This is a genomic window from Sphingobacterium sp. PCS056 (assembly GCF_023273895.1).
In the GTDB taxonomy this organism is placed as follows: Bacteria; Bacteroidota; Bacteroidia; order Sphingobacteriales; family Sphingobacteriaceae; genus Sphingobacterium.
The window spans coordinates 4,952,869-4,974,131 of sequence record NZ_CP096883.1; the positions used below are offsets into that span (position 1 = coordinate 4,952,869).

Genomic DNA, 21,263 nt, shown 5'->3' on the forward strand with positions numbered 1-21,263 from the left:
TATGGCACACGAGACAGGAGAGAATGAACAGGCGCTGAGGAAAATTCTGGATATGACACGGTTAATTAGTGTAGTAATATTAGTAATACACGTTTATTACGCATGCTACTCGGCGTTCAAGAAATGGGAATTAGTCAATCCCTTTTCCGATAAAATACTGAGCAATATCATTAAAACGGGATTGCTGACTGATTTTCATAAACCGAAGTTTATCGCTTTAGGTTTCTTAATTATTTCTTTGATCGGAGCGCGAGGTAAAAAGGATCAAAAGTTAAATCACAAAATAGCGTTTACCTATATAGTTTGTGGGTTGCTGATTTACTTTATTAGCTACTTTTCACTTTATGTAGGCACAGATATTACTACCATAGCGGTGGTATATATAATGTTAACGGCAATAGGCTACTTGTTTATTCTTTCCGGAGGCACTTTGCTTTCCAGAATTATTAAAAGTAGCTTCAATAACAATGATATTTTCAATGCGGAGGCCGAGACATTCCCACAGGAAGAACGCCTACTTGAAAACGAACTATCGATTAATCTACCTGCTCGGTACAGGCTCAAAAACAAATTTAGGGACTCGTGGATAAATATTATCTCGCCTGTCCGCGCGACGATTGTGTCAGGCTCCCCTGGTGCCGGAAAATCGGCATTTGTGATCCGACACTTTATCACGCAAGCATTAGCTAAGTCCGATCCTTATACACTTTTTGTTTATGATTTTAAATTTCCTGATCTATCGCTCATCGCCTACAACCACTGGCTAAAAAATAAACATAGGTACAAAAGTAAATCGGAATGCATTTTCATCAATTTTGATGATCTGTCTCGCTCGCATAGAGGTAATGTTTTCGATCCTTTAGGAATGACCGATATTACGGATGCTACTGAAAGTGCAAGAACAATATTGCTCGGATTAAATCGCGAGTGGCAGAAAAAAACCGGGGAATTTTTTGTCGAAAGTGCCATCAACTTTGTAACGGCAATTATCTGGTTTTTACGAAGGTATCAGGACGGGTTATTCTGCACACTTCCCCACGTGATCGAATTAATACAACTGCCATATGACGACCTATTTACGCTCTTACGAACGGAAAAAGAAATCGAGGTGTTGATCAATCCGTTTGTGAACGCTTATCTCAATGATGTCATGGAACAGTTGGAAGGACAGATCGCGAGTGCAAAAATCGCATTGGCAAGATTGGCTTCTCCGCAACTTTATTATGTTTTATCGGGAAACGATTTTACGATTGACCTGAACAATCCGGATAACCCAAAGGTCATCTGCATGGGGAACAACCCACAAAAGATACAGACTTATGGTGCTGTACTTTCGCTTTACGTCAACCGTATGCTAAAGGTTGTAAACCAGAAGAACAAACTTAAAAGCATGTTGGTATTTGACGAGTTCCCTACCCTCACAACAGACATAATACCAACGATCGTAACTGGTCGATCAAATTTAATCTCGGTATGCCTGGGCATTCAGGATGCAAGTCAGTTACGCAAGGACTATGGCAGAGAACAAGCTGATGTGATAACCAATACGGTTGGAAATATAATCTCAGGTCAGGTCACGGGTGACAGCGCAAAACAACTGTCCGAGCGCATCGGAAAAATAATGCAGGAGCGAGAGAGTCTTTCTATTAACAGCGGCGATACATCCATAAGCAAAAGTAAACAGTTAGACTACGCTGTACCAGCTTCAAAAATTGCCGCGCTGAGTTCCGGTGAATTCGTCGGAATGGTAGCGGATACACCAAGTCAGAAGATAGAACTGAAAGCCTTTCACTGCGAAATACAGAACGATTTTGAATCGATACAAAGAGAGGAGAAAGCGTACAAAGAAATACCTGTTATCAGAAAGATCAATGCCGATATGGTACAGCGTAATTATATGCAGATCAAACAGGATGTACAGAATATTATAGATGCAGAAATACATCGAATGCTCAACGATCCGGCGCTCTCACATTTGATTATCAAGAAGTAATTTTTCAATTGATATTAAAGACAAAAAAGATGAATTCGAAAATCAGAAAAAACGTTGAAAACGTTACCAAACAAGAAATAACAGAAATCGACCATGTTCGTAGATTTATAAACAATTGCTTTCATACACTCAAAGTGAACTTTCACCCTGACACATCATTTGAAGATTATGTGGATTCAGAAAGTAAAAGCTCTTTTTCAGTAGATGAACAAAAAATACTAAATTGGAGGTTAGACGAATGCTTTGAAGTATGTAGCAAGGACAAAGAGGATATTTATAAAATATCATTTGAAGAATTAAACAGTCCACGGTCTAAACGAAAACGTTTGGGATTATAAACTATACCATCTTCTATTTTGGTAGAAGCTTAGATATACAAATTTTACTGCTACTGGTTTTTATATGAAATACATTTGTCGGTAAACTTGCGACAACAACGCCACAACATAATAAAAAAAGAATGGTAATGACTAAAATCGTAACGGAAGCTTCGATCAGTTTTTTTCTGCTCATAAAAATTTAGTTTAAAAAGAACAGGGCCAAATTGCCCTGTTCTCAACCATAAAAAATCTGCTTTCAGGAAGCAAACAAAGCATCCACCCCAACCAAAAGGTGGATGTACCAAAATAACTAAATAAGGCTTTCTAATTCATCAGAATCACAGTCCCATTCTACAATAATAAGGATGCGTATATAGTAACTTCTGACAACAAATAAATCACCTGAACTCAAATTAAAGCTATCAAAACTACGTAAGCCTTGATTTAGAATTTCGATGAGTTCCCATCTAACGAGACCAAGATCTACCTTGGAGTACACTTCAAAAATTGTTTTGTTTACGATTGACGTCAGAGCCGCTTGGAGATCGAAATTATCCAATCCCGGATAATATAACTCTAAAGGCTGCTGGAACTTTACTTCATTATGTAAGGTCATCAATCTTTCTTTAACGATACGGTTCGGCATAATCTTTTCAGTTAAAATTAGGCTGTAGATATCTAATGGCTAAATTGTTTAATCATAGTCGAATTGTAAATATTTAAACCAATACCTTGAAACTAAGATTAGGTGTAAAGAAAAAATCTAATCATTTTTAAACACGATATCCCGACCATGAAGTATAGCCATATCATCACAGAAATAAGTAATGCTAAGATCGGCATCATAATAATCGTAATAATTAGTCCGGCTATACCAAAATGAATATCTACATCAAGATTCTCAGGGTAGACACCACATAAATGCAGTATCATATTGAATAATACGAAAATGATATTTGCAAATAAAACCATTATATAGATTCTCTTAAAAAAATCATTCGGTCTCTCCGAATATCGATAGATCAATTCCTTCATATTGAATATTTTTTGTTTAGGCTAACAATCGCTTTTAAACACTATTTTTACTATGAAAGCGAATTACATTGTTGTTTCGTTCCCATACGGCTTCTCCTTGCTCGAACGAATTAATTATGCTTTGGGTCAAGTACCATCCCTTACTGAATTTTGTCTTCTTTAAAAATCGTCGTTTGAACAAAGTATAAAGACGGTTTGAAGCCTTCACAAAATCATCGCTTTTGTGAAGTAGGCTTTGACTGGTAAAGATCTTCTCGGTATAATACAACCGACCTGCTTCGATGCTTTTTCCATCTTCACGCTGTGCAGAGATTAAAAAATCAATTGCTTCTGAGTTTTCAGGATTTAAAAGATAATAGCCCTGCTTCTCAATATACTCGTATTCTAATTTTTTCGAATCACGAAATATTATTATCCTTCTATCATGGGCGAAATTGATTTCTCTTAGTTTATTTAGGTCATCTACCTTATGAGGATATAGTTTGTACACATTACTTCTAAAAAAATCTAAAAACTCTTTAATATCTGATTCCGTATGGAAAAAGTTTATCTGCTTGGACATCATAATTTATTTTTTACAAATGTGGATTCTGAAACTCAAATGCCAACGAACATTAATTCTTTCAGTTTACACAATAGCGAGCCAATGGTTAATTTAACCATGACACAGGAAATTCATAAAATAAAGGGAGATATTGCAGTACATAAATTTATACTGCAATATCATAAGGAAAAATTATTTAGCCATTAATTAGGCGGTTACTGATGCAAAATGAAGAACTACAAACAAGCATCTGGATATTTAAAATTGTCATAATTCTATTCATATTCTATTTACCTTGTATTGATATAAATAATTAAAAGCACAATTCCACCTAATATTGCGATTGACAATGTAGCATTTATATACGGATCGTCTTTTAACAACGATTCAAATGTTCTTCGCTTACGAAGAAATACCCATCTTATGAATGCGCCTGGATACGTAAAAAGCAATACAATTAAGACTTCTAATATGATTTCCATAGAAAGAAATATTACTTTTTTACTTGTGACTATATTAATTCTATAATTTAATTATTCATATGATCTAAACATTCAACAATGTGCTATCCTCCCAAACATCCACATAATTACCATTTTCCGCAATCAAGACACGGCAACCTGCTGGAAGTCCCAAGTACGGTAAAATTAATGGGCACCAGTTTAACAAATGAACTGTGTGAAGAGGTTGAAAAAAATCATCTTGTTCTGAGTATTCACCAGCCCAAATGTACCATCCTGTCGTATCATCTTTTCCAGGATGTCTTAAGGCATGAATAGGTTGTTCGTTATCTTTTACATTTACAGAAATCCCCACCTTAAAATTCAAAGCGGATGGTTCAAACTCAAAACCATATTTATCACAGATTTCTTTTTGTCGCTTGATCAAACTTGTTTGGTTATTTTCCATTACATCCCATAATCTAAGAAGTACATATCATTCTTCATCTTTCCAAACTTCTGCACCTAATGAATCATGGAAAAATCTATAGCCAGGTGGCAAGGCCAAGAATTTCACTATATCTGGTCTCATTTTAATTAGATGATAAAGATGATCTATGATTAACTACTTTTAGAATTCATTTAACTCTTTTCAGTTCCATCATAGTTGTAGTCTTCCAAAGTCCATCCAATCATTACTTCATGAACCCATGAAACAAAATTGTCATTACATTCCTCAACATCTGAAATGTCCTGATAATCGCAATCAGATTGCCAAAATACAACTGGACAAATACCATCTTCTAATTTATCTAAATTTAAGCAATAATGATTTCCTCTTCCATCAGGTGAAAACGGCACAAAATATTTTGGCATACCATTTCTTGATGAACTGATCTCAAAATCGTAAACATTATCCAAAGAACTACCTCTTAATTCATTATCAAGTCCAAGAACCTCAGTTCCTTCTAAAGAAAACCCATTATGGATCGTCATTAAATACTTAAAGTCTTCTGGTAAGGAAAACCCATTTTTTTCCTCAAATACCTTCAATCTATCATCTAAAATATGGGGGCCTAGATAAACCATTGATTTATCAAATTTAGACAACTCATTCACCGCCCTTTCACATTCTTTTATTACACTTTCTTCCATAATTTACTTCTATTTAGTTGGAAATTCTTTTTTCCAGTACTCCTTTCTAGCACTGTTAAACTCCTTTCGCTCTTGTTTTGTCAATGGCGTTTGTCCTTTAGGATGGTTCTTAAGATAATTTTCACCTAATCTATGATCTTTTTTACTCATTTCCTTAAATGGTCCTTTTGGATTTTGTCCAACATGATGTATTTCAACAGGTTGTCCATCGCTTTTAAATGTTGGTGCATTTCCTGGTTTAGTAGGAGGATCTAATAATTTTCGATCAACTTTATATTTACTTTCAACTTCTACAACAATCTTTTCTGCAACCTTTTCTGAATTCTTTTCGGCAATCTTCACTCCTGCCTTCTCGGTCGCTATAATTGCACCTTTAGCCTCTGCTTTTAATGGTGTTACGGTCAAGAAAATCATTCCCGCAGCCTGCCCCCTACTTACTTGTCTACCATCAAAATCTTTGCCGGTCCACAGGCTATATACATCCTCAATTGGGGAGGCAATTCTCACTGCTGTTTCAAATGCGGCCTGGTTTGCTCTTCCATTATCAATTTCAGCTTTAGCTTGAATGCCTCCTTTAGCAATCATAGCTTGTCTAAAACGAAAATCATAAGGTTCTAAACCTTCAAGTTCTACAGCATCTACGACTCTATTCCCACTAAATGCATAAGGTGACCAAGTATTATACTCCTCTGTTAAAGGATCGATATTCATAAATCGTCCTATTGCAACATCATAGTTTCGCCATTTAAAGCTATCCCAGTTAAGCCCTAAATCCTCCTGCCTTTCCTGACCTTGAAATCTATATTTATAGTAATTTGTCGGGGTTCTGGTACCTTCCTGAACCAGTTCAGCACGGTAGTATGAAGGACCACTTTCGCTTGGTACAAAAACATAGGATTGATTGTTATAGGATTTATGTCGTTCTCCAAACGGGTAAAAATGATTTTCAGTTATCGCCTGTACAACCTCTAACTTATCATTCCATACCCAGGAACTACGAATGTTACCAACGTGATCGACATAGTTAAATACATAATTAAAGAACGTATTTTCGGTTACGTTTACATAACCTTCTGAATGAGGGAAAAACTTTAAGGACTGATCCAAATATTGGAAACCTTGCTGGTAATCCGTAACAATGTTACTTTCCGAAGTAATTACCCTTTTTTGTACCTTAATACCTTCAGCATTGTAAAGATATGCAATTTTACCTCCGTCACTAAAGATAATTTCAGTAGGTAGATTCGCTTGATTGTAGGTTACACTAATGATCCCTTTGTTTAGGTCTTTGGTCATGTTACCCCAAGCGTCGTATACATAATCATCATAAGTATTTCCATATCCATTGTCCTTAAAGCCCTCCGGATTATTGGTCGCATCGTCTACCCGAAGTAACTTATTTCCGTTATAGGTATAGGTTAAATCGTCGATTTCAATAGCAAACAATGGATTATCAAGATTTCCATTTCTTTTTAGACTGATAATGTTTCCGTTTTTATCGTACTTAACTTCTTCGTCATACGACCTCGGAACAGGGACAATATTTAAAGGCTTTTGATAGTATGCTTTTCGCAGTCTGTTTAAAGGGTCGTATTTATAACCGTACTTTCTGATTTGGTTATCTGTTGATGATAGCCAATAGGTTTCTGCAATATTTCCATTATATAGCGGTTTGACCTCACCGTTAGCACTTGATCCCGAAAAAACGATCCGTGCAGTTTCCGTTTCAGTTACCTGATTGTAATTGATCTTAAAACCGAACAAATCACCACTTCCTAATTCAAACTCAGCACTTCCAAGTGGTGCATTGTTATTGATATCGGTCATCCAACCCCTTATGTTGTAGCGGTAGTCAACTTTTTGTAATCCTACGGCTCCGGTTATATCAGTACCACCAACATTTTTAGAAACAAGCTGTCCTAATTCATCATAGGTATTTTTAGCTAGTAGCTGTTCGGCTCCGCCATTAATCTTATGCTTGTGCAATAGCAAACGATCTTCTTCAGTATAAGTATACGTATCTAGTACATTAAGCTCCGTTGCACTGCTGTTTAGCTTATGAAAGGTTAGGGTTTGCAACACCTTTCCCGCAAAATCGAGCTTACTATCCACTCGGGTGTAACCACCCAAATGGTTTTTAGTATATGCTCGAATTGGGCGATATTTCGCATCGTATAGCGTATAACTTTGTTCGTTTAACGTTTCCGATGCGATGGTCAGTACACGCACCCAACCTCCCGTTTCTTGACCGGTTACCGAAGTAGCTACCGTTTGCCCTTCGACAAGCGATGGCGGTGTAACACCATTTACATACTTATAATCATCATAATAACTTACTGTAAGTAGTTTCATCCCACTGGTTGGTATAACCCGATTGGTATAACTGATCGCGATGTTATCCACGTTTTCCGTAACACCAACTTTTAGTCGTTCTTCCGATAAATTAAATGTAGTATTGTATTGCCCTTGTAGAGTTGTCCGAGTAGAGGAAGTCTGCATCCATCCAGTGTAAACGGCTCTGTTCAAGGCATCATATTTGGTGATCAAATAACCAGTTTGTGTACCACCAAAAGGTGATAAAGTCGGCCCGGTGGCCACTACACGGTCGATTTTATCATACACGATAAACTCCCATTGTTTGCCCGGTAGCTTTTTTCAACCATACGGTTACGGGAATCGTATTTATACTGGTAACACAAATCGTCTAACTGTGAAGCCGGATTGGTTACCAGTGGCGGAATTACGTAGGTCAGATTCCCATACAGGTCGTAAACATAATAGGTATCGTGTGCGCCTTCGTTGTAGGTACGCTTTAAAATCAAACGGCCATTTTTATCGGTAAATTCTTCCGTCGTATTATTGCTTCCCGACTTCCAGTTTTCGTCTTTGGTTACTGTTTTATACAAACGGTTTGCGGCATAATAGCCCTTATCCTGTAACTGTATCGTGTAAACACCATTGGCATTATCCCAGGTAGTTGCGGCAAAATAGTTTTTGACTTCATTGGCACTATTGGTCTGATAGTCCATTTTTATGGTATGGTCGGTATCCGCATTCGGATTGACCTGCCAATCCGTCCCGGGCGCACCTTGTTTTAAGGTACGCGCCAGTGGGGATGCTTCTACAATCTTTTCGCTAAAGGGATATTGTCCGCTATATTGGGAATAGCTTAAAGTGGCCGACTGCGCTCCGGTCTGATAACTCATATCGTTGGTTGAAGCCGGATACGGCAGGTATTCTTTTAACTGGCGCCCTAAATCGTATTCGATATGGGTGATCAAATCTTTTCCGTTTCCGGATTGTTTGTTTATATTTTGCTGTACTGGTCGACCTAAACCATCGTAGTAGGTCACCGTCGAAGCCGGTCGGCCGCTATTGGCTTCCCGATAGGTCGTTTTCTTGGTCCAGTTTTGCGTATTGGTTTGTGCCACCATTAAAACCGGCGCACACATCAAGGCTATAAGTAATTTTTTCATACGACTGGTTTTAGTTGGTTCGGTAATTATTATCATACTCTTCGATAATATTGCCATCATGATCTTTAATACGCTTTAAACGCATCAGACTATCATACTCATAGTAGGTATTTCTACAGTTAGTATCCAGTATTCGGCTTAACAAATACGTCGTGGAATCATAGTAATAAAAGGTTACGATACATCCGGGAAAACTTTGACTTATCGTACAAGGACCTCCCGGTGTTGGTTCCGGTATAAACACTCCCTCATTTCCGTCAACGGGATCAGCCGGGGCGTAGTTTTCAATTTTAAGCGTTACCTGATTACGATTGTTGTATTGGTAATAGGTAGGGGCACCATCTTTAAGCCGGACTTGTGTCATGTTTCCAAAGGCATCATATTTTTCAATCAGCACCCGATCTTCCAAAGCGCCGCTTCCTTTCGAAAAACGCACTAGCTCCGGTAGGATTCGGTTCGGGTTATCGTTCCAGCTTTTATAATACGTGACTTTGGTTCCGGTCAAAGGTGGAATGCCATTAGCAAGTCCGTAGAAAGTTCGAACCGTAATCGGCTCCGATACTTTATTTAATTCGACAAGCTTATTAAGAGCCGTGATCTGTGCAGGTGTCGCATCCGGCACCAGATGCACCTGATCCGCATACGTGTAATGTACACGACTTACCATCCCATCTTCGCTTGTGGTGGTTACAATCATGGTCGGTAAACCGATTAGCCCATCATACCAATAGTCAGTTGTAGTGGACAAATAAGCATCCGGAGTATTGTCAGGATTCACCGTATAGAGTACCGGTGTTGTAAAATCATATGTTTTCTCTTTGACTAACTGTACTTTTCGAGATAACAATTGATATTTACGAAGGTCAAAGTTGGTAATTCCACTTTGTTTGAACAAACAGTTAAAGTAGGCATATCCTCCGATAACACCAGTGATGCTCGCCTGATCTTCATAACGGTATTGCCAGTTTTTTTGGCGAACCTTATACAAGGTGCTGCCGCGTTTTGTCAGATCAATCTCTTCCAGTAAGGTGCCCTGGTAAATATCCCCGGCATTTCCTTTATAGCTGGCGCGTTCCTGCTGGAATACCGTTTGATGTATCGGGTATATATCCATATTTACTCCCAAAACGGAGTTATTAAAGCGTTTGTATTTTCCACCCAGTTCAAAGTTATCGCCACCATAGCTGATCAGTACGTGCTCGTAGTTACGCTCCAGTTCGCTAATTGGGGTAAGCGGATTGGACGAAAACGTTCTAAAGTTGATCTCAAACTGTTGCTTTTGTTCCAGTGGCGCTTCGCCACCTCCATTACAACATTTGGTCAATTGCCAATCGGTAATATACTCGTGGTTCTTTTTAAAGGTTACCAGATCCAGTGGATTTTTAAAATAATCTTCCATGGAAGTATAGTAGTACCGTTTTACAAAAGCCTGCTCACTTGCGGTCGTATAATCCGTTGTACGCTTTACCCGCAGTTTTCCGTCGTCTATTAACTTGGTTCCTTTGCGATAGGTAAAATAAAGTTGCGCATCAAACTGCGTGGTCGAAAACTGGTAGTTGTTATAGAGTTGGAAAGCATATTGGTGGTCTTTTATAATATCAAAAGTAAACTCCCTTGAAAAATCATACCTACCGGTTCCTATCTCCTGGTTGCCATCCGGCATGCGGAAGGTAATCTCCTGTATGGTATTCGCTGATAAATCCGAAATTTTCAACACAATAACATCGGTATGTCCCATCTGACTATTCGAAAGTACATTGATAATCCCTTTGATGGTCTGGTTTTCAAAAGCACCTGTGAAGCCAAAGGTTCCATCCGGATTTTGGTATAAATCCCCTGTAATCGTACTGTTTACCGATGTTTTGTTCACCGGATTTCTCCCCGGATTGTTACGCCAGATATCCATTGTGATTCCTCCATCAACATAATCTTTGGATTTTTCCATTTCGTATTCAAATTCCGAATATCCTCCGGTCGGATAAATAATTTTCTTTAACGATCCTTTTACCGCACTGGCAAAATCGGAGCTTCTGTCGGCAAGATTCGGATAGTAATTATGGAAGTACAAGTCGTTGTTCTGTGGCAGTGCCGTCGAATTAAAGGTTTTACCGTTATAATATCCTAGTGCATCGCGCGCCGAACTCGTCCGGGTTGGTAATGCTAACGGATCATCGTATTCCATAGTATATTGTTCGTATTTACGTCCGTGACCATAGTTGTTATTTTTATTGAACTCGACTTTGGTCAGAAAAAAACGCTCTGAAAAGGTTGGTAAACCTGGGAACAGATAGGTTAAGTTGATCGTATTGACCACCGCTGCTCCCTGTTTAATTTCAATACTGTTTAACACTTTTCGATAATGTAATGAAGAACCATTGGTGCTGTTAAACGTAATTTCGGAGCCAGCTCCTTTTATCTTGGTTAAAGTCTTTCCATTAGCGGTAATCGTATTATTAATTGTGGTGGTATGATCCTGTTCAACCGTTGGCGGACGAACACAATCGCGGTTACTGGTATCAAATTCATACACTTTAATAGTCAGGTTTTCCACCTGATCCATACGGATGGTTTTGTTTACGGAATCCGAGTTGTATTCAAAGTGGATGGTACCACTTTCCGGATGATCAATCCGGGTTAGATAATAAGCCGTTGGTACATATGGGTTATCCATACGCGTCCCGACAAAGGTGGTTTCGGTGGCAGTAGCACCTCCAAAATAATATTTGATTCCTTCCGGGGTGATCAAACGAAATTCCTGCGACTGACGGAAACGAACCTTGTTATCAGAATCACTTCCCATTATTTCAATTTTAAGGTTGCTATCCGCTTTAGTCAGACGTGGGACAAAATCCGCGTCAAAGAAAAAGCTACCGGAATAGCCCGGAAAATTAAAATAAAACTGATCGGGCTTCACATCCCATATCCTGCGTAGCTTTGCAAAAATCCGGTTTAACCAGATAGCATGTGAAGAACCGTTATAAAGACCATTGGGATCGATCATTTCAGCGGTCAGGCGGCCTTCCAGATACTCGGCTTCATCGGGTTTATCATTTACCGTACGGGTGATCACCCCTCCAGCGCTAAGTGTCCAGTTAATTCCCGTCCAGGTGGCCGGTTGGCTTACTTTAACCCCAGCGGCATTATAATTTAGACTTATCGGTAAAGACAGATGTCCGGATTGCAGGGTATACAGCGGAATCGAAGCATTAACCATTCCAGTGTATTCATTAATCGGGATATCCCCGAATTTGGTTAAGGCAAAGGCGTCCACTGAAGGTTTGGTAACATCAGGTACGACCATTGCGGTAGGGCTCGGTGGAGGTGTTTCCTGGGCCATAGTTGTCCCATAAAGCCCTAAAAGCAGTAAGGTGAGTAGTATTTTTTTCATATGATTTCTTATTTAGGTTGGATACCCTTGATCACTTTTACCGAGTTGTGTTGTACGTTGGTACGGATCTCAACGATATAGATGCCTTCCGGGTACTGACTTAAGTCAACCGGTACCGTGCGACTGTCGATCGAAAACTGTTGCAGTTGACGTCCCGATAGGTCGAATACCGAAGCGGTTCCCGTCTGGAAATCGTAACCCACAATGATGTTGGTAAATTGTTGCGCCGGGTTGGGTAAGGCTTCAATAGCCGGTTTGTCCAGCTCTTTTTTATAACGGTCTTTAAGTTTTACGACCCAGAAGTCGCTACCACCATTGCCGCCGTTTTTATCGCGCGATGGTTTTCCTTTAGACGTTCCGGCTAATAGGTAGCCGCCATCACGGGTTTCAACTAATCGACTCAAAATGTCCTCACCATCACTCCCTACGGTTTTACTCCATAGTTCTTCGCCTTTGTCATTAATCTTTAGGGCAACATAGTCGTTGATGTCTTTTTTATCTTTTTTCCCGTCTGCTACCTCGGTAGTAGCATAGCCCCCAATTAGTAAAGTTTGATCATCATTTTCTATGATTGAGGTCAGTAGATCGCTATTACCGTTGTTGTAGGTTTCCTGCCAGATGGTTTGGCCGTCAGTGTCCAATCGTACCAACCAAAAGTCGGTACCTTTGCCATTGGCTTTGCTTTTATCATGCGACGGATTCGAATTGGAACTGCCGCCCAAAAGATAACCGCCCGTTTTACATTGGATCAGTGCCGATAAATGATCGTCACCGTCACCGCCAACTGTCCGTTGCCATTCGATAGCACCGCTTTTATCGGTTTTGATAATCCAATAATCTCCTGCACCGATGTTATCGTTAAGCTTATTGCCCGAAGCCGGAGAATTTGAATAGCCTCCTATGATATAGCCACCATCCGGGGTTTGTTCAACTGTTTTAAGCTGATCAAGGTTTTTACCGCCATAGGATTTTTGCCATTCGATTTTTCCATCGGAAGCAAGTTTAATCACCCAGTAGTCCAAATTGCCGAAGTTTTCTTCGGTTTTGTCTTCCGATTTGCCCGATGCCGATGATCCGCCAACAATATAGCCCCCGTCTTTAGTTCTGCGTATGGTGGCTACCTGTTCCTGACCACTGCCACCGATGGTGCGCTGCCATTGTTCACCTCCTTTTGCATCGAGCTTAATAATCCAAAAATCGTCTTGACCACGAGATTTCTCTTTTTTACCAGCTCCCTCTGTTGATTGGGAGATTCCAGCCAAAATAAAGCCGCCATCGGCTGTTAATAGTACACTTTGTAGAAAATCCATACCGGATCCGCCATAGCTTTTTTGCCATTCGGCGGAACCGTGTTCGTCCATCTTCCAGAGCCAGTAATCGAAATTACCGCTCGAAGCCATTTCCTTGTTACCGTTTTTCTCGGATAAGGAACTTCCCGCTAAAAGAAACCCATAGTCGGGGGTGGGCAGTACATCTGCTAAAAATTCGGCGTGCTTTCCGCCGTACGACTTTTCCCAAAGTATATCCTGGGAAAATCCTAAAAATGGACATGCCAATAGCAGGAGCAGGAATTGAAACCTGCACTTAAATGAGTAAGACATGGTGAATGTTTTATGTGAGTTTATGAACGCCAAACATAGAGCAATTTTACCATACGAAGCAAGTCAAAATATAAAAATGGGGCTTTTTCCCCTTTTGAAAATCAAGTCGTTACGTATAATTACGTAATGATTAGTCAAAATTACGCATTGCTTTTTGCCCAATTGGAACACACAGGAATACAAGCATATTCTTTTGACATCTAATCATCTTCATAGCAGCCATTTTAAGCATCGCTAAACTGTAGTAAAACTTGAAAGAAGTTTCTTCAAATGACATTTATTCAATGCGAAACGGACTAAAAAGCCAAGCTAAGTTAGCGGCTTTCGTTACGTTGGGCGCATAATGGCATTGCTCACAATGCCACCCTTCTGGACTTATAGCCCACCGTCAACGAACCTAGCCGCTGTCCACTTGCTTTCTTTTTTTTCCGTTTTTTTCTTTTGAATAAAAGCTTTTTTGGAAAAAAAAACATGGAAAAGGGAGAGAAGAAAAAGTAGTAATAAACTAAAATCTCTTATCATGGAAATCACAGGCAGATTAACAGCGGACGTAATGGTACAAACCACCTCCGCAAACAAACAGGTAGCAAACTTCAGTATCGCAGAGAACAATCGCTACAAAGCTAAAGGCAGTACAGAACCTGTCGAAATTACCAACTATTTCTCGTGTTCGTATTGGATCAATCCCAACAGGGCAAAGAAATTACAGAAAGGTACTTTGATGCAACTAACCGGACGTGTAGGGATTAATACCTACTTGTCAAATAACGGTGAAGCAAAAGGAACATTGACCTTTCATGTAACGGACTTCAAAGTTTTGGCTTTCCCTAAAAAGTCACAGAACGAAACCCCTTCCGCTCAACCGAACCTACCACAGGAAGAAATCGACAGTAATGACGGTTTACCATTTTAACCCTCAATGTAAAAGTATTTAACAATTAAATTTTAGAAATCATGGCACACAATATTAATTACAACGAGACAACAGGACAGCATAGTTTTTTCAGTGTGAAACAAAAAGCATGGCACAATCTAGGGCAGATCGTATCGGAATACCCGACAAGCGCAGATGCAATGCGGTTCGCAGGGTTGGATTTTGATGTGATCAAAACTCCAATGTACACACAAGGTTCTATAATATCAATAGGTGATTCGGGAATGGAAACAGAACCGATCGAATTGAATGTACCTAACTACTACTCAACAGTACGTACCGACAACAATACCGTGTTAGGTGTAGTAGGCAAAGACTACCATATCGTACAGAATCGGGACGCGTTTTCGTTTTTCGATTCCATTGTCGGCGGTGGTGACGGTATTATGTACGAAACGGCGGGCGCTTTGGGTAATGGTGAAAAAATATTTATTACGGCTAAACTTCCAAATTATATCCGTGTGGGTAAAGAGGATTTAATCGAAAAGTATTTATTTCTCACCACCTCGCATGATGGTTCGGGAAGCATTACCGCGGCATTTACCCCCATCCGCATAGTGTGTATGAACACCTTAAACGCAGCCATGCGTAATATGACCAATGCGGTACGCATACGACACACGGCAAACGCAAAAAGCCGTTTAGAGCAAGCACACAAATTAATGGGCATTACGGACAATCTTTCTACTCAGATACAGGACATTTTCAACCATTGGACAACCGTACGTATATCGGATGATCAAGTGAAAAGACTGATTGAAATTGCACTTGCGCCAAGTAAAGATGTACTTAAAAATGTATTGGAAGGTAATGAGGAAGAACTTTCAACCCAGTACATCAATATGGTAGATGCTGCTTTTGAATACGCTATGGGCAACCCTACTCAACAACTGGAAACAACCAAAGGAACCGTTTTCGGGGCGTACAATAGCATCACTGGTTATTTCCAAAACGTCAGAAAATATACGGATGATGAAGCAAAGGTAAAATCAATCCTGTTGGGCGGAACAGCACAATTACGCGCACAGACAGCATTTAATCTGTGTAATGATTTTACCCGAATCGGTGAAAATGCGCTGATGATGAATTAGTAACCCTTTGGCGACCGCCTTTCGAGGTGGTCGCTCTTAAAACTTGTATGTGATGAAAAAAATTAAGCATAAGAAACTCTTAAAAATGGCTCGCTTGGAAGCGGACAAAGCTATTAATAGCGCTTTTGATGAAGTACACCGAATTGCCGAAACAAAAACAGGCGATATAACACCGTTTCAGGTTTTAAAAATGGAGGAATTAACAGAAGATTTAGCAAAACTTATTACAGCGCAGGTTTGGCAGAATCTTTAAAAGTCACAGATAGTTTAATCAAAACATAGAAATTATGACAGTTAAAGACAGAGAAGGAAATGAGTTAGAAATAACTGACCTAGAGAAAGCTATAAAACAAGCCGATACATACAGAAAATACAGCCATTACAATGAACACTTCGTAAAAGTAGATACTACACAGTTGTACTGGCAGGATTTATACGAAAAATTGGTTGCAATTAGAACAAATATTGATAACAAAAACAAACAGTAAACGCCATGAGCAATACCTTTTTTCAGTCCATTAACGCCCTTCAGATTGAGGGTGACTGGACAATTACAGTAGCACACGACAAAGAAAACAGCCTTGTTGTTTCGGTACTTTTTTTAAATAAAAAGGCAGGTGATACCGTCAAAAAAAACATACTCCCTTTAATTTTAAGAGGTACGGCAGAGGAACTGGATAACGGCTTTTTCCAAGCCATTCAAAAACCTATACAGGACACAGCACAACTTCTTACCAATATGGAAGCCTATGTAAAGGAACGGGACAAAATTAAGGTAAGCACAGAGTCAAAGTCTCCGAAACCCGAAAAAGCCGAAGCAATCAACCCGTACGAAAAAGCTATGAAAGAGGTTGACGAACTGGAAACAAAAGGACAGTTTCAACAGGCATGGATGAAAGTCCCACCAGTAGAAAAATTCCCCGAACATACAGAAGAAATCCGCGCTCGTAGAGCAAGCCTATCGGCTCAGTTTGCACCCGATTTATTTAATTCACCAAAATCCGAAAGCCATGTTAATAGCTAAAGTACTTCCACGCCTATTTATCTTTAAAGATAAATTACAGGAGATAAAACTCTCCGATCCGTCCCCTGATTTTACGCCCGAAAATGTATTGAATTTTTATGCGCAGACCTACCCTATCCTGACAACGGCTACAATAGAAGGTCCAAAAATCGAAAACGATACCATACAGTATAAATTCTTAACTCAAATCGGCACAAAAGGATGAGAACGATACGTAATGCAATACCAAAACTCGGAACTAAAAAATATCAGCAATGGAAAACTCAACAAAATATAGCAAAGTTCGTGGATGCAATGGACGGCATAAAAGATGCCGACCAAATTCTGAACACAAAATCAAAATCGGCTCCGCTACCGTTACTTCCAATGATTTTTTAAAACACCGCTTTTTGCCTTTACTGGAGGTAGGCAAAAAACTACCTCCTAAAGAATCCACGGAAAAGGATTTCTTTGATTCTCTCGAATTTCTAAAATCAATATATGGATTTCAAACCATTGATACGGATAAATTCCCCTACCCTTATAATATCCTGATGGCTTACGAGGATGCTTTTACTAAAGTTCAACGTGCAGAAGGTCAACTGGATGTTGACCTGATGATAACCGTATCTGAATATGGAAAAATAAGGCTTACTGCTGATATTGGATATTGTACAGGATACCGTTTATATTATATACCCGTTGCACCTGTTTACAGACTAATACGGAGCAGAAAGAATAAAAAGGCGGCAGAATTACTGCTATCTGTGTTTAGCTACTTATACCACATCGCAGGAATACCTTACTATCGGGAGGAAGAAAGTGAGCTTTTCAGATGGTACGAATTTCAGGTCGATTGGCTTGCGGATGGATGGGATGATGAGGAAGAAGTAGTACAGAACTATCAGGAAATTGACGCTGCTTTTTACATAGGGGATGTTATGCTGAGAAGAATTTACAGCTACTATCATGTAGACAATTTTGCTGAACGCATAGACAGATTTACCCCGCATTCACAATTTGACAGAGAATGCCTTTTATTGGCAGAAAGGGCTTGTCAGATGATGCAAAATTATCCCAAGCGAAAACTGTTCGATCATTTTACAACTTTCGAGGAAGATGATGAAGATTACATTATTACGGGACAGCAATACGTTTCCTTTATCTCCGATAACACAGGTTTATTATTTAACAATATGTCGCAATCTATTAATGATGAATTGGGTAACTGCTCAGAGAAAGAAGAACCCCGTTATATCATACACTTTGACACGAACGAAATCGAACGGGTTGATTTACAGTTTGAAGCCTTGATGTTTCCTTTTTTAGAAGATTTATGCACCCTTTTAACTGAAATGAACAATGAAAACAATAACTAATGATTTCGGCTCGCTTTACAAACCTGTAAAGGCTTTCGTAATTTATCGAATACCAAGAAAAAAAAGTGCTGTCTATGTAGAAAGTTTTGATATGGATGAAAACGGCTACCCCGTTAATGCACATCCGTTAACAGCTTCGGAATGCGGAAACCTCGCAAAGGCACTGGATAAATCCGAACAGATGAACAGAAATTATCTACGACCAAAAGGACTAATGCCTACTAATGTACTGCATATTGACCCCGACTATAACAGTAGCGTAATTTGGCATACTCCCGAATTGCAGACCGAACTTTTCTTCACCAAAAATTTCGGTATTACCGAAGGAAAGTTTTTTGTTCCGGCAATGGTTTGGAAGGCTTCAAAAGATTCGCTTAGCGTATATGCTATTGTTGAGGAAAATATAGAAATCACTACGGAACTATATAACGCACCATTCCCAAACATCGATAATAGCGGAAAAGTTTGCATGGGAAACGTAAAGATTGATATTAAACTGGGACACACGTTGGAAGATTTCATGCAGAATTGGCAGAACTATTTTTACAATAGTTATTTCAGCCACTTCCTAAACTCAAAACCCGCCAAAGGAAACCTCATTCAGATTTGGCAGAGCCTTGTTAATACAAAGAAAAAGTTTCCCAAAAAGGCACTTTTAAAAAATGGTTTAACCCTAAAAAGCATCATAAAATGAAAACACAAACCGCAATGCACTACGTGGATAGTTACCTATTAAATCCAACAAACCCGATAACAATCAATCTCATTGGTGCAGGGGGGTCGGGCAATGCCATGCTCACGGCTCTTGCCCGAATGAACCATAGCCTTATCGCTTTGGGACACCCAGGCATCCAATTAAATATATTTGACGATGATACAGTAACGGAAGCTAATCAGGGACGACAGCTATTCGCAGAATCGGAACTGGGATTGTATAAATCCGTAGTACTCATTAACCGAATAAACCGATTTTTCGGAACGGACTGGAAAGCGATAACGTATCGCTTTGAAAAAGGCAAACTCCGTTCAATGCCTAATCACGGCAGGGCAAACCTGTATATTTCCTGTGTAGATTCGGCTGATGCAAGATTTGTTATTGCAGATATTCTAAAGAAACTACCATCGGGAAGAAACCAACGGGACACGCCCTTATATTGGATGGATTTGGGAAATTCGTTAAAAACAGGACAGGTAATACTTTCGACATTGGGCTATATCGAACAGCCGAAATCGAAACTGTATAAGCCTGTATCCTATCTTCCAATGGTTACGGAGGAATATGCAGAAATTTTAAATTCACAGGATGAAACAGATGTACCAAGCTGTTCCATAGCAGACGCACTGGAAAAACAGGATTTATTCATTAACTCAACCCTTGTTAATATGGCAGGCTCTTTATTGTGGGATATGTTCCGAAATGGAATGACACCCTATCGCGGCTTTTTCCTTAACCTTGCCACTTTCCGTACCGAGCCGATAAGAGTCCAATAAAAATATAAGCCTGTTTAAGGTTTCCGCAGTCGGATAAAGTTGTCCAGATTGTCGGGAACTTCTTTTCTTTTGACGCGGCAAAGAAAAGAAGCAAAAGAAAACCGCTAAAATTCTTGGAGCCTTTTTAGAATTCCCAATGCTTTTATACAAGAGCGATCGCTTTATAGAAGTTCAAACTATCAAATTGAATTGCCTATATCGCAAAATTGAAATAGAGAGAATTTAGGTACGTTAACACTATTGATTAAAATAAATTTCGTAAATTAACCATAACCAATTAGCAAACAATATTTTAACCAATAAACTATCAGCATTATGAAAATAGCAGACTTATACATTAGAGTAGACTCAGAAGAAGATTCCGACAAAGATTTGGCGCAGCGTAAACAGGAAGATTCATTAAAAGAATACTGTATCAATAACGACATAGAGATACGTTATATTATTTACGAGGATTATTCAGCCGAAACATTCGAACGCCCCGCCTGGGCAAAATTATTATCCATATTACGTAAAAAACGTAAACAGTCCGATATGATACTTTTTACCCATTGGGATAAATTCAGCCGTAACATGGCAAATGCCTACCAAATGATTACCACTTTGCAACGACTTGGTGTCAGACCTTATGCAATTGTTCAGGACAATTACATCGCTGAACTTGGAGCAACAGCGAAATTAAAGCTTTAGTATAATCCGGTATTATCCTTTACACATCATCTTTTGATTTACCTTATATTGATGAGTCATAATTATTAAACTCTGACAGACTATCCAAAAACCTGTTCATATTATTTTTAAACCTAAGTAAACCCATCTATTTAAGCGATTAGTTAAACGTGGAACATTTATTTATTTGTTTCCACCAAATGCGTATAGCCTAACCATGCAAAAAACGATGGAAGAACTTTTTCTGGGTTACTTAGAAAAACATAAAGGTATCTTATATAAGATAATAAAGATGTATGCTCACACCAAACAAGATCAACAAGATCTCAAACAAGACATTATTGTTCAGCTTTGGCGTTCATACAACAAATTCCGAGGGGAAAGCAAATTCTCCACATGGATGTTTCGTGTTGCCATCAATACAGCTATAAAAAGCTTAGAGGCAGAAAGAAAAAAACCTAACCTATATTACCCTTTGTCAATACCGGATACATTCACTGACGATTACGATGTTGAAAAAGAAAATAGTCATCGAAATTTCATGCAAATATTGAAATCGTTAAAACCTTTAGAAAGGTCTTTGCTTATCTGCTATTTGAAAGGTCTTCCTCATGTAGAGACAGCAAAGAAATTAGGTTTGTCTGAAGTGAATGTAAGAGTGAGGTTAATAAGGATAAAGACAAGGGTAAAAACTTTATACAGACAACAGGGTTATAAATTTTGATCAGGATACAACAATACTAA

The 21,263-nt window shown here is 39.1% G+C and carries 20 protein-coding genes; 12 read left to right on the forward strand and 8 right to left on the reverse strand.

Features of this window, described 5'->3' with window-relative positions; all coding sequences use genetic code 11:
* The first annotated feature begins 1 nt into the window (after position 1).
* Entirely contained in the window at positions 2-1,993 is a 1,992-nt protein-coding gene (gene mobC, locus MUB18_RS20760) for a conjugal transfer protein MobC (protein ID WP_248754505.1), read from the forward strand.
* A 630-nt stretch (positions 1,994-2,623) separates the two neighbouring features.
* On the opposite strand, the gene MUB18_RS20765 is transcribed toward mobC, so the two are convergent.
* The 8 genes from MUB18_RS20765 to MUB18_RS20800 all read right to left on the reverse strand — a co-directional run bounded on the left by MUB18_RS20765 (position 2,624) and on the right by MUB18_RS20800 (position 13,952).
* Complete coding sequence (locus MUB18_RS20765) at positions 2,624-2,959, reverse strand: DUF4844 domain-containing protein (RefSeq protein WP_248754506.1); 336 nt, start codon at positions 2,957-2,959, stop codon at positions 2,624-2,626.
* 423 nt (positions 2,960-3,382) lie between these two features.
* A complete protein-coding gene (locus tag MUB18_RS20770; RefSeq protein WP_248754507.1) occupies positions 3,383-3,913 on the reverse strand; it encodes a hypothetical protein in 531 nt (176 codons plus the stop codon).
* A 525-nt stretch (positions 3,914-4,438) separates the two neighbouring features.
* Positions 4,439-4,801 carry a hypothetical protein gene (locus MUB18_RS20775; protein WP_248754508.1) on the reverse strand — a complete coding sequence of 121 codons (363 nt, stop codon included), beginning with the start codon at positions 4,799-4,801 and terminating at the stop codon, positions 4,439-4,441.
* A gap of 173 nt (positions 4,802-4,974) precedes the next feature.
* Positions 4,975-5,487 (reverse strand): SMI1/KNR4 family protein, encoded by a 513-nt coding sequence (locus MUB18_RS20780; RefSeq protein WP_248754509.1) that lies wholly within the window; start codon positions 5,485-5,487, stop codon positions 4,975-4,977.
* A gap of 9 nt (positions 5,488-5,496) precedes the next feature.
* Positions 5,497-8,109 (reverse strand): HNH/ENDO VII family nuclease, encoded by a 2,613-nt coding sequence (locus MUB18_RS20785; protein ID WP_248754510.1) that lies wholly within the window; start codon positions 8,107-8,109, stop codon positions 5,497-5,499.
* Positions 8,085-8,939 carry a DUF6443 domain-containing protein gene (locus MUB18_RS20790; RefSeq protein ID WP_248754511.1) on the reverse strand — a complete coding sequence of 285 codons (855 nt, stop codon included), beginning with the start codon at positions 8,937-8,939 and terminating at the stop codon, positions 8,085-8,087. The genes MUB18_RS20785 and MUB18_RS20790 overlap by 25 nt, the downstream gene beginning before the upstream one ends.
* A 34-nt stretch (positions 8,940-8,973) precedes the next feature.
* Entirely contained in the window at positions 8,974-12,351 is a 3,378-nt protein-coding gene (locus MUB18_RS20795; protein WP_248754512.1) for a hypothetical protein, read from the reverse strand.
* Between the two features lie 8 nt (positions 12,352-12,359).
* The gene (locus MUB18_RS20800) at positions 12,360-13,952 is read right to left on the reverse strand and encodes a T9SS type A sorting domain-containing protein (protein WP_248754513.1); all 1,593 of its coding nucleotides are present in this window, start codon (positions 13,950-13,952) and stop codon (positions 12,360-12,362) included.
* Positions 13,953-14,472: 520 nt separating this feature from the next.
* Between MUB18_RS20800 and MUB18_RS20805 the strand changes: the two genes are divergently transcribed.
* The 11 genes from MUB18_RS20805 to MUB18_RS20855 all read left to right on the forward strand — a co-directional run bounded on the left by MUB18_RS20805 (position 14,473) and on the right by MUB18_RS20855 (position 21,243).
* Positions 14,473-14,865, forward strand: coding sequence for a single-stranded DNA-binding protein (locus MUB18_RS20805; RefSeq protein WP_248754514.1), 393 nt, complete (start codon positions 14,473-14,475; stop codon positions 14,863-14,865).
* A 41-nt stretch (positions 14,866-14,906) separates the two neighbouring features.
* Positions 14,907-15,977, forward strand: coding sequence for a DUF932 domain-containing protein (locus MUB18_RS20810; protein WP_248754515.1), 1,071 nt, complete (start codon positions 14,907-14,909; stop codon positions 15,975-15,977).
* A 52-nt stretch (positions 15,978-16,029) separates the two neighbouring features.
* Positions 16,030-16,230: a hypothetical protein gene (locus MUB18_RS20815; RefSeq protein ID WP_248754516.1), complete on the forward strand. Its 201-nt coding sequence runs from the start codon at positions 16,030-16,032 to the stop codon at positions 16,228-16,230.
* 34 nt (positions 16,231-16,264) lie between these two features.
* Positions 16,265-16,465 carry a hypothetical protein gene (locus MUB18_RS20820; RefSeq protein ID WP_248754517.1) on the forward strand — a complete coding sequence of 67 codons (201 nt, stop codon included), beginning with the start codon at positions 16,265-16,267 and terminating at the stop codon, positions 16,463-16,465.
* A gap of 5 nt (positions 16,466-16,470) precedes the next feature.
* Entirely contained in the window at positions 16,471-17,001 is a 531-nt protein-coding gene (locus MUB18_RS20825) for a PRTRC system protein E (RefSeq protein ID WP_248754518.1), read from the forward strand.
* Entirely contained in the window at positions 16,988-17,206 is a 219-nt protein-coding gene (locus MUB18_RS20830; RefSeq protein ID WP_248754519.1) for a PRTRC system protein C, read from the forward strand. The genes MUB18_RS20825 and MUB18_RS20830 overlap by 14 nt, the downstream gene beginning before the upstream one ends.
* 49 nt (positions 17,207-17,255) lie before the next feature.
* Positions 17,256-18,359, forward strand: coding sequence for a hypothetical protein (locus MUB18_RS20835; protein WP_248754520.1), 1,104 nt, complete (start codon positions 17,256-17,258; stop codon positions 18,357-18,359).
* Complete coding sequence (locus tag MUB18_RS20840; RefSeq protein ID WP_248754521.1) at positions 18,343-19,053, forward strand: prokaryotic E2 ligase family D protein; 711 nt, start codon at positions 18,343-18,345, stop codon at positions 19,051-19,053. Before MUB18_RS20835 ends, MUB18_RS20840 begins: the two co-directional genes overlap by 17 nt.
* On the forward strand, positions 19,050-19,850 hold the full coding sequence (locus MUB18_RS20845; protein ID WP_248754522.1) for a PRTRC system ThiF family protein: 801 nt from the start codon (positions 19,050-19,052) through the stop codon (positions 19,848-19,850). Before MUB18_RS20840 ends, MUB18_RS20845 begins: the two co-directional genes overlap by 4 nt.
* A 315-nt stretch (positions 19,851-20,165) precedes the next feature.
* Entirely contained in the window at positions 20,166-20,540 is a 375-nt protein-coding gene (locus tag MUB18_RS20850) for a recombinase family protein (protein WP_248754523.1), read from the forward strand.
* Between the two features lie 208 nt (positions 20,541-20,748).
* Entirely contained in the window at positions 20,749-21,243 is a 495-nt protein-coding gene (locus MUB18_RS20855; protein WP_248754524.1) for an RNA polymerase sigma factor, read from the forward strand.
* Positions 21,244-21,263: the final 20 nt, after the last annotated feature.